This is a genomic window from Candidatus Burkholderia verschuerenii, from assembly GCF_001189365.1.
In the GTDB taxonomy this organism is placed as follows: Bacteria; Pseudomonadota; Gammaproteobacteria; order Burkholderiales; family Burkholderiaceae; genus Caballeronia; species Caballeronia verschuerenii.
Genome location: NZ_LFJJ01000176.1, coordinates 1 through 12,361, shown reverse-complemented (window position 1 = coordinate 12,361; position 12,361 = coordinate 1). Strand labels below are relative to the sequence as shown.

12 protein-coding genes and 3 pseudogenes are annotated in these 12,361 nt (G+C 62.8%); 9 read left to right on the top strand and 6 right to left on the bottom strand.

Going from position 1 to position 12,361, the window contains the following annotated elements; translation table 11 throughout:
• Nucleotides 1-5: 5 nt before the first annotated feature.
• From BVER_RS23045 to BVER_RS23025, 5 genes and pseudogenes are all read right to left on the bottom strand, one after another.
• Nucleotides 6-740 (bottom strand): amino acid ABC transporter ATP-binding protein, encoded by a 735-nt coding sequence (locus tag BVER_RS23045; protein WP_050455260.1) that lies wholly within the window; start codon nt 738-740, stop codon nt 6-8.
• A pseudogene (locus BVER_RS23040) lies at nt 721-1,369 on the bottom strand (amino acid ABC transporter permease). The gene BVER_RS23045 and the pseudogene BVER_RS23040 overlap by 20 nt, the downstream one beginning before the upstream one ends.
• 5 nt (nt 1,370-1,374) lie before the next feature.
• On the bottom strand, nt 1,375-2,109 hold the full coding sequence (locus BVER_RS23035) for an amino acid ABC transporter permease (RefSeq protein ID WP_083452309.1): 735 nt from the start codon (nt 2,107-2,109) through the stop codon (nt 1,375-1,377).
• Between the two features lie 85 nt (nt 2,110-2,194).
• Nucleotides 2,195-3,001, bottom strand: coding sequence for a transporter substrate-binding domain-containing protein (locus BVER_RS23030; protein ID WP_083452308.1), 807 nt, complete (start codon nt 2,999-3,001; stop codon nt 2,195-2,197).
• Nucleotides 2,998-3,777 (bottom strand): alpha/beta fold hydrolase, encoded by a 780-nt coding sequence (locus BVER_RS23025; RefSeq protein ID WP_050455259.1) that lies wholly within the window; start codon nt 3,775-3,777, stop codon nt 2,998-3,000. Before BVER_RS23025 ends, BVER_RS23030 begins: the two co-directional genes overlap by 4 nt.
• Nucleotides 3,778-3,912: 135 nt before the next feature.
• On the opposite strand from BVER_RS23025, the gene BVER_RS23020 reads away from it, so the two are divergent.
• From BVER_RS23020 to BVER_RS23005, 4 genes are all read left to right on the top strand, one after another.
• On the top strand, nt 3,913-4,782 hold the full coding sequence (locus BVER_RS23020; protein ID WP_050455258.1) for a helix-turn-helix domain-containing protein: 870 nt from the start codon (nt 3,913-3,915) through the stop codon (nt 4,780-4,782).
• 102 nt (nt 4,783-4,884) lie between these two features.
• Nucleotides 4,885-5,247, top strand: coding sequence for a hypothetical protein (locus BVER_RS23015; protein ID WP_050455257.1), 363 nt, complete (start codon nt 4,885-4,887; stop codon nt 5,245-5,247).
• Between the two features lie 54 nt (nt 5,248-5,301).
• Nucleotides 5,302-5,994: a DUF3027 domain-containing protein gene (locus BVER_RS23010; protein ID WP_157056177.1), complete on the top strand. Its 693-nt coding sequence runs from the start codon at nt 5,302-5,304 to the stop codon at nt 5,992-5,994.
• A gap of 162 nt (nt 5,995-6,156) precedes the next feature.
• Nucleotides 6,157-6,465: a hypothetical protein gene (locus BVER_RS23005; protein ID WP_157056176.1), complete on the top strand. Its 309-nt coding sequence runs from the start codon at nt 6,157-6,159 to the stop codon at nt 6,463-6,465.
• 358 nt (nt 6,466-6,823) lie between these two features.
• Here BVER_RS23005 and BVER_RS23000 read toward each other — a convergent pair whose 3' ends face one another.
• Nucleotides 6,824-7,534, bottom strand: a complete 711-nt coding sequence (locus BVER_RS23000) for an IclR family transcriptional regulator (protein WP_050455254.1) — start codon at nt 7,532-7,534, stop codon at nt 6,824-6,826.
• A 167-nt stretch (nt 7,535-7,701) separates the two neighbouring features.
• Between BVER_RS23000 and BVER_RS22995 the strand changes: the two genes are divergently transcribed.
• The 5 genes and pseudogenes from BVER_RS22995 to BVER_RS22975 all read left to right on the top strand — a co-directional run.
• The gene (locus BVER_RS22995) at nt 7,702-8,403 is read left to right on the top strand and encodes an RraA family protein (protein ID WP_050455253.1); all 702 of its coding nucleotides are present in this window, start codon (nt 7,702-7,704) and stop codon (nt 8,401-8,403) included.
• Nucleotides 8,403-9,351: pseudogene (locus BVER_RS22990) on the top strand (NAD(P)-dependent oxidoreductase). The gene BVER_RS22995 and the pseudogene BVER_RS22990 overlap by 1 nt, the downstream one beginning before the upstream one ends.
• Nucleotides 9,352-9,380: 29 nt before the next feature.
• Nucleotides 9,381-10,310 (top strand): SMP-30/gluconolactonase/LRE family protein, encoded by a 930-nt coding sequence (locus BVER_RS22985; RefSeq protein WP_050455252.1) that lies wholly within the window; start codon nt 9,381-9,383, stop codon nt 10,308-10,310.
• 57 nt (nt 10,311-10,367) lie between these two features.
• Entirely contained in the window at nt 10,368-11,744 is a 1,377-nt protein-coding gene (locus BVER_RS22980; protein WP_050455251.1) for an MFS transporter, read from the top strand.
• Between the two features lie 78 nt (nt 11,745-11,822).
• Nucleotides 11,823-12,239 (top strand): annotated as a pseudogene (locus tag BVER_RS22975) (porin); the annotation flags it as partial.
• Between the last annotated feature and the right edge of the window lie 122 nt (nt 12,240-12,361).

Genomic DNA, 12,361 nt, shown 5'->3' with positions numbered 1-12,361 from the left:
CGGACTCATGCATCATGCGCGGCCGCGAGAAACTGGCGCAGTTCGTCGGTGCGCGGATTTTTGAACAGCACATCGGGCGCGCCGCTTTCGTGAATGCGCCCCTGATGCAGGAACACGACGCGATCGCAGACCTCGCGCGCGAAGCGCATCTCGTGCGTGACCATCACGAGCGTCATGCCGCCCGCCGCGAGTTGCTTCATCACGGCGAGCACTTCCTGCACGAGTTCCGGATCGAGCGCGGACGTGATCTCGTCGCACAGCAAGGCCTTGGGCGACATGCACAGCGCGCGCGCAATCGCCACGCGCTGCTGCTGGCCGCCCGACAACTGATCGGGATAGGCATCGAACTTGTCGCTGAGACCCACGCGTTCGAGCTGGAAACCGGCTTGCCTGCGCGCTTCGGCGGGCTTCATGCCGAGCACGATCATCGGCGCGAGCATCACATTGCGTCCGATCGTCAGATGCGGGAACAGGTTGAACTGCTGAAAGATCATGCCGACTTCGAGTCTGAGCCGTTTGAGCGCGCTTGCGTCGTCGGACATTCGCGTGCCGGCCACGTCGATACTGCCGCCGTCGATGCTCTCCAGCCCGTTGATGCAACGCAGAAGCGTGCTCTTGCCCGAGCCGCTCTTGCCGATCAGCGAAATGACTTCGCCCGTGCCGATGTTCAGGTCGATGCCCTTGAGCACTTCGTTTCCGCCGAAGCGCTTGGTGACCCGGTCAATTGCGATAAGGGGCATTGAAATGGTTCTCCAGATGGCGGCTCAGCGCCGAAAGAGACCAGCAAAGTAGGAAATACAGCAGCGCGACGAGTCCGAAGGTCTCGAGCGGTCTGAAGGTCGTATTGCTGATCATCGTGCCCGCCTTGGTCAGTTCGACGAAGCCGATGATCGAGGTGACGGAAGTGTTCTTGACGATCTGTACGCAGAACCCGACGGTCGGCGAGATCGCTAGACGGCAGGCCTGCGGCAACACGATGTAGCGATATTGCTGGGCGCGCGTCATTGCAAGCGACGCCGACGATTCCCACTGACCGCGCGGCACCGCCTCGATGCAGCCGCGCCAGATTTCGGCGAGGAACGCCGCACAGCAATACCGCCGCACCGGCTGCGAGCCACGCGGGCACGTCGAAGCCGAACAGCGCGATGCCGAAGAACACGATGAACAGTTGCATCAGCAGCGGCGTGCCCTGAAACAGTTCGATGAAGCCCATCGCCGCGCCGCGCGCCACACGAGTCGGCGCGAGACGCAGCCACATGATCGCAAGGGCGAGCGCGCCGCCGCAGACGAAGGCCACGCCGGAAAGCGCAACGGTCCAGCGCAACGAGGCGAGCAGCGCGCGCAGGATGTCCCATAAGGAGAAGTCCATGCGGCTTACCTCGCAGGGCGGGTTGCGCGGCTCGCGCCGCTCATGCGGCTCGACGCGAGGCCGGCACGGCGCGGCATCGCGCGAGCCGTCACGTAACGGTGTCCGAGCGCGCGCAATGCGTAGCGCAGGACGATGGCGAGCAGCAGATAGGTTAGCGTCGTCGCCGCATAGGTTTCGAAGGAGCGGAAGGTGCGCCCCTGAATGAAGTCCGCCGCGTGCGAAATCTCCATGAGCGCGATCTGCGAGCAGACCGATGTCGTGAGCATCATGATGATGAACTGGCTCGTCAGCGCGGGCCACACCTTCTGCAACGCGGGCCGCAGCAACACATGGCGGAAAGTCTGCAGGCGCGTCATCGCGAGACTCGCCGCCGCTTCGTGCTGACCGCGCGCCGTCGCCGCGATCGCGCCGCGCAGAATCTCCGTGCCGTATGCGCCGAAGTTGACCATCACGGCGAGCAGCGCGGCGTCGGTCGCATCGAGTTTGATGTGCAATTGCGGCAGTCCGAAGAAAATAAAGAACAGCTGAATCAGGAACGGCGTGTTCCGAAAAATTTCGACATACATGCGTACGAGAGCGCGCGCCGCCGGCTTGCCTTCCGCGTGGATCCACGCGCCGGCGATGCTCAGCGCGAATCCGCCGAGGCCGCCCGCGACGCTGATCGCGAGCGTCATCGCCACGCCCTGGGCGAGCAGGGGCAGATACGGCGCGATGGCGCCGAAATCGAATTGATAGGACATGATCTAGAGCTATCCGGAGCCGGACGCGGCAGAAGGGCGGTTCATTGCCTCATCGCGATTGCGCGGCTGAGGCAATGAATGAGCATCAGGGCTTGGCGTCGAGCGGTTGCTTGAGCCACTGGCGCGACAGCGCGTCGAGCTGGCCGCTCGACTTTTGTGCCGCGATGATGGTGTTGACGGCTTCCAGCATCGGGCCGTCGCCCTTGCGCACAGCGGCACAGACCGGCGAATCGATCAGCAGCAGCTTCTGCGCGAAATGCTTCCGCGGATTGTCGGCCAGCAGTTTCGCGCCGACGATGTTGCCCGTCGCGAGATATTCCGTCTGCCCAGAGAGGAACGCCGCGACCGCCGAACTGTTGTCCTGATAGCGCGAGAACAGCGTGCCGGCCGGCGCGTTCTTCGTGATGAAGAGGTCTTCCTGCGAACCGGTGACCACGCCGATCTTCTTGCCCTTCAACGCCGCGACATCCGGCAACGCATCGGCTTGCGGGCCGAACACCGCCGTGTAGTACGGCGCGTAGGGCGAAGTGAAATCGATCACTTCGGCGCGCTGCGGATTCTTGCCGAGATTCAGCACGAGATCGACCTTGTTCGTGACGAGAAACGGAATCTTGTTGGCCATCGTCACGGGCACGATTTGCAGCTTCACATGCAGCGCGGCGGCGGTCAGCTTCGCCACTTCGACGTCGTAGCCGTGCAGTTCCATATCGCTGCCGACCGAGCCGAACGGCGCGTAATCCTGCGGTACCGCGACGCGGATCACGCCGGTCTTCTTCACGGTGTCGAGCGTGTCGGCCTGCGCGTGCGATGCGTGGCTCATGACCGCCATCGCGCCGGCGATCGACAACAAGGCTGCGCCAAGACGGCGCTTGAACGTAACGGCGAGACTCATCGTGCGAACTCCGGAATGGACTTCAGGAAGGCGTGGAAGGCTTCATCGAACGCGGCGGGGGTTTCGAGCATCGGCGAATGGCCGCTGTCGTGCATGGCGGCGAGCGTGCTCTTCGACAGGCCGTCGAGCAGGCGCTGCGCGTGCTCCATCGTGCGGCCGGAATCGTGCGCGCCCCAGACCACCAGCGCGGGCAGATTGACGCTCGGCAGATGCGGACGCATATCGGTTTCGATCAACGACGACTGGATATCGATCATCGCCGTCAGCGGCGCGGCCTTGGCGCGCTCCACATAGCCGTCGAAGAACGGTTGCGGCAGGTCGCGGAACCAGTGCGCGCTGATGTCGCGCATCGTGTCGATGCCGTCGTTCTCCAGTTGCGCGAGCAGCGCGCGGCCGAGCGCGTGATTGGTCATCGACGGGCCCGTGCAGACCAGCACGATGCCGCCGAGCTTTTCCTGATAGCGAACCGCCGTCATTTGCGTGACGACGCCGCCCATCGAATGGCCGACGACGATCGGCGTCGGCAGTTCGAGCCGGTCGATGAAGGCCGCGACGCGGCGCGCCAGCGCTTCGATCGTGAAGCCGTCGGGCGGCGCGTCGGAGCGCAGGAAGTTGTCGATGGCGAGACCGCGATATCCGGGCGGCAGCGCGTCGATCGTGCGTTGCCAGAGTTCGGACGAGCTGCCGAAACCACCGTGCAGAAAGATGACCGGGCGGCCTTCGCCACCGCTATCGGTGTAATGAACGCGGGCGCCGTCGAGTCGGATGATGGGCATGAACTTCTCCTGGTTGGATGGACCGAGTATCGGGCGGCAAAACCGGCGGGCCAACGCTCATTTTTATGATTTGACGCATATTTATGGCCAATGTAACTTTTTTGAGTCACAGATCCGCACAACACGAGTCGTCCGATGGAGAGCTTCCGCGCGATTGGGGAACGCCTGAAATGGCATCGCCAGCAAATGAAAATGACCGCCGACGAGGTGGCCGAGGCGATCGGCGTATCGAGAGCGCTGCTGCATCGGTACGAGTCGGGCAACATCGTCAAGCTGGAGACGCTCGAGAAATTCGCGCGCGTGTACGGCATGTCGCCGAGCACGCTGCTCGGGCTCGGCGCTGAATATCTGTCCGATGGATTCCGGTTTTTCGAACGCGTCGCGAGTCTGGAGGAGAAGGCGGACCGCGTGTCGGTCGTGTTCGGCCCGCTGATTTACGTGCTGAGTTCCGCGGGCTATGACCGGTCGCTTGCGCGCAGCCTGCACGATCCGCAGGATATCGATCCGCTCACGCCCGCCGAAGGCAAGCGGCTATTGCAGGTTCTGGAGCGGCGCAAGGCGATCTTCCGGTTCCGGCAACCGGCGATGGTCAATATCGTGCCGTTGAGCCGCATCGAACGGTATCTGGCGAACGGGCTCGCGGTGACGGCCGACAAGCCGTACGCGGAGCGCGCCGAACTCAGACGTGAGGCCGCGCGCGAAATCGGTCATATGGCCGACCTGATCGCGTCGCCGCCGATGCACGTGCAGATCGGCCTGACGACGCAGCCCTTGCCGACGTCGGGCTATCAGATCATCCACGCGGAAGGGCGGCGTTATCTCGTGAACAGTCCGTTCCGGATCGGCCAGCCGACGAATCTGCGCTACGGCGTGGGTACCATCACGGAAGATCCCGAAGCGCTCGACAAGCACGACCACCTGACGAGCACGCTATGGCACGCTTCGCTCAAGGGCAGTCAGGCTGAGAACGAACTTCGGCGGCTCATCAAAAAGTGTTCGGATTGAGCGCGCGCGATCGCGCCGGGAGCGCGGAAACGGTTGACGCTCAAGTATCCGTCTGACGTGCCGTTAGTCCGACAGCCTGGATCCGTTTGAGCGCGTCGCCCTATGCATAAAGTCCGTCCCCTTTCCGTCAGCATCATCGCGTGGTTCTCCGTGGTCACCGGCGTCCTCCAACTGCTTCAAACCGCAGTGACGAGTACTCCGCCGGCTGTGGGCACCGTCCTCGGCACGTTCGGAGCGGTCAATACCGGATTGCAGATCATCAGCGGGCTGTGGATGTTGAAGGGCGACCGGCACGCACGGACGCTGTTTGCCGCGACGCTCGTAGCGGCAACCTTAGTGGTGGCGTCTATCCTGACGCTTGTCGGGCAGTTCGGTCTTATCCTTCTGGTTTTGCTGTATGCAGGGACGTTGCTGTATTTTCTGTATCGTCCATCGGCGTCAGCATTTTTTTCGAAACGCGCGTGATGTGCAGATAGTCGCAGTCCGTCCGAGCCAATTGGCGAACCTTCGAGCAAACTTTTGACAACAGAACGCGACGTAACTGATGGCTTCCTCGACTTGACGTCCGGTCTCCAGGGCCTCGACGTTTCGCTTCCCTGGAAAGGCGCGGGCTCTGCGATTTTTCTGGAACTCGGCGAGGTTGTATCGCCCACCGGCAATCGACAGTATGGGCGAGGCGAGGCATGCATCGCGGTGGAATGGGACTGGCGAGTCGAGGCTCGCGGGAAGGTTCTATACGGCAGTTCCAACACCGGCCCGGAGATCGCAAACGGAATCGCCGGTCTGCGCACAACGAAGATCGCGAATCTGACCGTCGAAGGCGCGATACCCGAGTTGACCGTCTCGTTCGACAACGGCCAGATCCTCCGCACCATGTCGATGCTCGCCGGCGATCCTAACTGGCATATCAGACTTGCGTGCGGCAACTGGCTTCATGCCCGCGAAGGCGCGGTCTTTGACGGTAGCCGCGAGTACGAGATGTCGGACGCCGAGCGGGCAAGCTTCGACGCCGCCGAAAGTGCGGCGACCCGATGGGGTCGACCTTCGCGGCAACCGTTGGCCGGGCAATGTTCGGCGTGCCGCTGGTTCGTTCGGCTCGATGGAGACGGCCACTTGCTCGACTACGGTGCGTGCATCGCCGGCGACGGACCGCTGGACGGGCGCGTTGTGCATCTCAATAGCGGATGTCCTGCTTTTACCCGGGCGGAATAGGACAGATGCGATTTTTTAATCGGCATGGCTGAAGGAAGAAATGGACAGACAAGCCGCACTTGAGAGCTTGATAGCGGGCGATATTTTTCACGCTCACTTCACGCAGTGGCGTACGTCCGGCGAGGACGCAGAGGGCCGAGTCTCGTCTGTCTGGTCACGGATGTGAGCGTCGAGCACATCATGGCGAGAACGATCTCGACGCAGGTGCGCTTCACGTTCGATCGAAAGACAGGAAGCAGTGACGCATGGGAGCCGGCGGTCTATCGTCCACTTTTCGAAGACGCGCCTCTCGTGGCGTCGATCGATTCGATTGCGCCTTTGCCGTCGGCCATCTACAACGGCTTGCTGTCGCTGGACCGGCACATGCGTCTAGCACTTTACAGCTCCATGCCGAACCGGACTCACCTCACGGACGAGCACAAAGAAGCGCTGATTTTCACAAGCGACTTTTATCGTCAGAATCCGATTTAGGATCGCGTATCAAGGAAGCCTTGAAACACTTCAAATCAAACATCGAATGAGCGACAAAGAATCGGACATGCCTACATGGCGCTTCGTCTTGCTTGTCGTGATCGGCGTGGTGCTTATTAGCGTCATCATGAAGATCATTACTCCACCGGGGTAAGTTCGTACGCACCTTGATCGAACTACCGAGGACATTGTTGCAAGGATCGTCGCAACAGGCATCTTTAAGCTGTCGAAAATGTTCAAGGGTCACGCTCATTAGAGACGATCTTGAACGTTTCGATATCACAGGATTCCTCATCGAAGTGCGTCACGCGTCTCTTTCGACAAACAACGCGCCATTGAAAAATTCGCTGCGGTCCGATCAAACGCCGTAAAACCTGCTGCAGAGACTCGCGCTTGCGCCCAGCCGTCGCGATAGATCGGCCGCCGCGTCCAGTTGTGCGCGATCGAGCGCGCCGCTCGAATGGGCCGCGCTGAGACGCGAGGCCGGACCGGACAGCGACAACGCGGCCATGAACTTGTCGCCCGCGCCGAAAATGGGCGTCGCGAAAGCGGCGGTGTGCACATCGCGCGCGCCCGCGGTGAAGAGCGGCAAGGCCGGTTGCTCGTCGTAAATCGGCTCGCCCATTCCCCAGAAGCGAATCACCTGGCTGATGGCCGTATCGTCGAGCGGGAGCGACGTGCCCGCCAGCCGGGTCTCGCGCAGACCTTCGGATGGCTCCACTCTGAACAGGCAAAGCCGCTCGCCGTTTTCGTGCACATAGTAGGATGCGCTCTCTTTCGTCAGCGCCGCGAGCGCATGCAGCGCCGGCTCGACCACCGACGAAAGATGAAACGACTGCTCGTAGAGCTTGCCGAGATACAGCACGCGATGCCCGAGCGAGTAGTTTCCCGTCTGCAAGCGCACGACATAACCCATTCGCTCGAGCGAGTTCATCAGCCGGTACACGGTCGTCTTGTGCATGCCGGAGACCTGAGCCAGCGCCGCCAGCGACTGCGATTCGGCGCCCGGCCTGAAGCAGTCCAGCAGCGATAGCGCCTTCTCCACGGCCGCCACACCTTCGTTTCCCATTTCCGCTTCCCTCGTATCGGTCCGGGATTATTTTACACAGTAAAACTGCGATTTACACCGTAAAAGTGTAAACGCTACTGGCCGCTCGCCTGTTCGCTGTCTTATAGTGATTTCACTTTGTACACATTAGTTGTACATAGTATAACTCACAAATCGAGGTGAGATTCATGAGCGCAGCATCCGCCAGTCATTCCCTTATCAATCGCAGCATCGAACGCGTGTCGCCTGAACTGGTTCAGGCCGCCGCGAAATTCCAGGCAGCCATCCTCGCGGATGTCGCGGGCCGTCGCGGCACGCTGCACGGACGCGTGCAGTCGCTTTCCCCGTCGATGAAGGTCGCAGGCCCCGCGATCACGGTCGAAGTGCGCCCCGGCGACAACCTCGCGATCCACGCGGCGCTCTCGATCGCGAAGCCGGGCGACGTGATCGTCGTCGACGGCAAAGACGATCTCTCGTGCGCGCTGATCGGCGAAATCATGGCGACGCAGGCCAAGGTCAGCGGCGGCGCCGGCATCATCATCGACGGCGCGGTGCGCGATTCGCACGAACTGGCGAAGGGCGACTTTCCCGTCTTCGCCGCCGGCCTGAACCCGTGCGGCCCGACCAAGAGCGTCGCGGGCGTGGTGAACGCGCCGGCTTCCGTCGCGGGTGCATCGATCAATCCGGGCGATCTGGTCGTCGGCGATGCGGACGGCGTCGTCGTGATTCCCCGCGCCGATGTCGCGCGCATCGTCGAACTCGCGCAGAAGAAGCTGGATGCGGAAACCGCCCGCATCGCCGAAATTCTGAAGGGCGAGCAACTGCGTCCGTCGTGGCACGAAAAGGAACTGCGCGCGTTTGGCATGCTGGCCGAAGGCGAGGCACTGTAATGTCGACGACTTTGCAAAAGCCCGTGGTCCTCGTGACCGCCGCCGATCTCGCGCCGCAAGCGCTCGACATGCTGACCCGCTTCGACATCGTGTTCGCGGGCAAGCAGCCGAGCGAAGACGACATCGTCGCGCTGTGCGAGCGCCACAAGCCAGTCGCCATCATCGTTCGATACGGCAAGATCAACAGCCGCATCATGGATGCCGCCGAGAACCTGCAGGTCATCTCGAAGCACGGCAGCGGCATCGACGTGATCGATCAGGCGGCCGCGGCCGAGCGCGGCATCGCGGTGCGCGCGGCGGTCGGCGCGAACGCGGCCGCCGTGTCCGAGCACGCGTGGGCGCTGATTCTCGCGTGCGCCAAGTCCGTGCCGCAGCTGGACGCCCGCATGCGCGACGGCCACTGGGACAAGTCCACGCACACATAAGTCCGTGGAACTCGAAGGCCGCACGCTGGGCCTGGTCGGCCTTGGCGCGATCGGCCGTCGCGTGGCGGCGGGCGTCGCGTTCGGCATGAACGTGATCGCCTTCGATCCGTACGCGAAGGACGCACCGCACGGCGTGACGCTCGTCCCGCTCGACGAGATTTACGCGCAAGCGGATGTGATGTCGCTGCATTGCCCGCTGACCGCCGAGAACCGCCGGATGCTGAACCGCGACACGCTCGCGCGCTGCAAGCGCGGCGCGATTCTCGTCAACACGGCGCGCGGCGGGCTTATCGACGAAGCCGCGCTCGCCGACGCGTTGGCGAGCGGCCAGCTTCGCGCGGCCGGTCTCGACAGCTTCGACGTCGAGCCGATGACCCACCCGCATCTTTTCCAGCCCATTTCCAACGTGATTCTGACGCCGCACATCGGCGGCGTCATCGATGCCGCTTACGTGAACATGGGTCGCGGCGCGGCGGCGAACGTGCTCGCGGCGCTCGACGAGCACGCCCGCAACGTCGCCTGACTCGCCTGAAATTACGCAGAAGGTTCAGCATGTTCTATCTCACCTCGCCCGAAGTGCGCGCAGCCGAAGTCTTCACGCGCATGCCGGAGAAGTTCCGCAAGCCCGAAGTCCAGACGGACTGGGCGCGCGCGAATCGCGGCGGATTGCCGACGGATTCGTTTCTCGAAGGACCCGTCTGGGATCCCGCCGGTCATCTCTTCGTGACAGACATTCCGCACGGCCGCATCTTCCGCATTTCGCCTGCGGGCGAGTGGGAGCTCGTCGTGCAGTACGACGGCGAGCCGAACGGCATGAAGCGTTTCGACGACGCGCACATGCTCATCACCGACTATCGCAACGGGCTGATGCTGCTCGACATCGAACGCGGGGACGTGCGGCCGTATCTGGAGCGCCGCAACAGCGAGCGCTTTCGCGGCGTGAACGATCTCACCTTCGACTCGAACGGCAATCTGTACTTCACCGATCAGGGACAAACCGGCCTGCACGATCCGACCGGCCGCGTCTATCGCCTCGCGCCGGACGGCAAGCTCGACATGCTGCTCGGCAATTGCCCGAGCCCGAACGGTCTCGTGCTGTCGCCCGACGAGCGCGTGCTGTTCGTCGGCATGACGCGCGGCAATTGCGTGTGGCGCGTGCCGCTGCAAGCCGATGGCTCGGTCAGCAAGGTCGGGCAGTTCTTTACTTCCTACGGTCCGAGCGGTCCCGACGGACTGACCGTCGATTGCGAAGGGCGGTTGTTTATCGCGAACCCGGGACTCGGGCGCGCGTGGGTGCTGAATCACCGCGCGGAGCCGGTCGAAATCCTGACCAGCCCGGAAGGCGCATCGCTCACGAATCTATGTTTCGGCGGCGCGGACATGAAGACGCTCTATATGACCGAATCCGTGTCCGGGACCGTGCTCAAGGCGCAGATGAGCATCGCCGAACCGCTGCCGAAGCGGGCGTCGAAGCCACGCTGAAGCGCGGTTCCATATCAACACATCGCACCGGAGAAGAAGTGCGTTGGAGGAGTCAGCATGACCATGTCGCAAACCATGAGCGCCGCGCGCTCGGGAGACGCCGCGCAAGCGCCGCCCGACGTGCAGATCGGCGATGAGGAATACGCCGCCAGCGAACGCACGCTCGCGAAGGCATTCCGCCGCATCCTGCCGTTCATTTTCTTCTGCTATGTCGTGAGCTATCTCGACCGGACCAACGTCGGGTTCGCCGCGCTGACGATGAACAAGGATCTCGGCCTCACCGCCGAGCAGTTCGGCTTCGGCGCAGGGCTGTTCTTCATCGGCTATTTTCTGTTCGAGATTCCGAGCAATCTCATCATGCAGAAGGTCGGTGCGCGCGTATGGATCGCGCGGATCATGTTCACGTGGGGTCTCATTTCGATGCTGACGGCGTTCGTCGTCGGCCCGAAGAGCTTCGCGGCGGCGCGCTTTCTGCTCGGCCTCGCGGAAGCGGGCTTTACGCCCGGCATCTATCTCTACTTCACGCACTGGTTTCCGGGCAAGTGGCGCGCGAAGGTGACGGCGGCGTTTCTGGTCGGCATTCCTGTGGCCAACATGATCGGTTCGCCGATCTCGGGCGCGCTGCTGCAACTGGGCGGCCTGCATGGTCTGCGCAGCTGGCAATGGCTGCTGCTGATCGAAGGCGTGCCGGCCGTCGTGCTCGGCGTGGCGTGTCTGTTCCTGCTGGCAGATCGTCCCGCGAAAGCGAAGTGGCTCACTGCCGAGGAGAAGCGTTCGCTGGAACGCCGTCTCGCGTTCGAACAGGGCGATATCGGCGCGAAGCACGGCAAGAACCTGCGCGACGCGCTGACCAACTGGCGCGTGTTCGTGCTCGCGTTCGTCAACTTCTGCGGCATCGTCGGATCGATCGGCGTCGGCATGTGGATGCCGCAGATGATCAAGCAGTTCGGCGTCGATCATGCCGTGGTCGGCTGGCTGACCGCCATTCCGTATCTGGTCGGCGCGTTCGCGATGCTTTGGTGGGCGCGCGTCGCCAATCGCGCGGTCAATCGCATTCCGTATGTGGCGGGTGCGCTGGTCATCGCGGCGGTCGCGCTCGCCGCGAGCACCTTCCTCGACGCACCCGCGCTCAAGCTGGTCGCGCTGTGCTTCACGGTGAGCGGCATCCTCGGAGTCCAGGCGACGTACTGGGCCATTCCGTCGAGCTTCCTGACCGGACGCGCGGCGGCGGGCGGGCTCGCGCTGATCGTGTCGGTGGGCAATCTCGGCGGCTTCGTCGGTCCTTCGATGATCGGCTGGCTCAAGCAAACCTCCGGCGGTTTCACCGTTCCGTTGTTCGCCGTCGCGGGCTTTCTGCTGCTCGGCGCGCTAACCATTGCATGGCTCGGCGATCCGGGCGCGGACGCCGGCGAAGCACGCGCGGTTCGCACGTAACTTCGCATTTAACGCACTTGGCGCACGCGTTTTCGCATCACTCAATTAAATCTATAACCCACTCAGTCTGGAGACTCCATGTCGTTCAAGAAGGCCGGCAACCCTGCCAACGTCCCATCCGTTTTCGCGCTCACGGCACTCGCCGGCGCGTGCATGAGCTTTGCCTGCGCGGTGCACGCGCAAAGCAGCGTGACGCTTTACGGCATCGTCGACGTGGGCATCGAACATATCAACAATACGACTGCTGGCGGCGGGGTGACGCGCGAGACATCCGGTAATCTTTCCGGCTCGCGCTGGGGCATGAAGGGCGTCGAAGACCTCGGCGGCGGACTGAAGGCGATCTTCACCTTGGAAGATGGCTTCAACGTCAACGACGGCACGCTCGGCAATTCGACGAGGGGCATCGGCGCGAACGCGACGACGACCACGCGTCTGTTCGGCCGTCAGGCGTGGGTCGAACTCTCGTACAAGGGTCAGCAACTGACCTTCGGCCGATTGCGGTAGGGATGTCCATTACTGAACACCCCCCGCACAGATCCCGGCGTGCCCAATTTAGGCACCGGGCTCCTACCTTGAGTGCTTGACGACAAAGCGCCGATCAGGCCATGGATGAAGAA

What these genes read in the sequence shown, in the direction of transcription:
- BVER_RS23045 (WP_050455260.1), bottom strand. Translation starts at nt 740, where the DNA reads ATGCCCCTTATCGCAATTGACCGGGTCACCAAGCGCTTCGGCGGAAAC.
- BVER_RS23035 (WP_083452309.1), bottom strand. Translation starts at nt 2,109, where the DNA reads ATGTCCTATCAATTCGATTTCGGCGCCATCGCGCCGTATCTGCCCCTG.
- BVER_RS23030 (WP_083452308.1), bottom strand. Translation starts at nt 3,001, where the DNA reads ATGAGTCTCGCCGTTACGTTCAAGCGCCGTCTTGGCGCAGCCTTGTTG.
- BVER_RS23025 (WP_050455259.1), bottom strand. Translation starts at nt 3,777, where the DNA reads ATGCCCATCATCCGACTCGACGGCGCCCGCGTTCATTACACCGATAGC.
- BVER_RS23020 (WP_050455258.1), top strand. Translation starts at nt 3,913, where the DNA reads ATGGAGAGCTTCCGCGCGATTGGGGAACGCCTGAAATGGCATCGCCAG.
- BVER_RS23015 (WP_050455257.1), top strand. Translation starts at nt 4,885, where the DNA reads ATGCATAAAGTCCGTCCCCTTTCCGTCAGCATCATCGCGTGGTTCTCC.
- BVER_RS23000 (WP_050455254.1), bottom strand. Translation starts at nt 7,534, where the DNA reads ATGGGAAACGAAGGTGTGGCGGCCGTGGAGAAGGCGCTATCGCTGCTG.
- BVER_RS22995 (WP_050455253.1), top strand. Translation starts at nt 7,702, where the DNA reads ATGAGCGCAGCATCCGCCAGTCATTCCCTTATCAATCGCAGCATCGAA.
- BVER_RS22985 (WP_050455252.1), top strand. Translation starts at nt 9,381, where the DNA reads ATGTTCTATCTCACCTCGCCCGAAGTGCGCGCAGCCGAAGTCTTCACG.
- BVER_RS22980 (WP_050455251.1), top strand. Translation starts at nt 10,368, where the DNA reads ATGACCATGTCGCAAACCATGAGCGCCGCGCGCTCGGGAGACGCCGCG.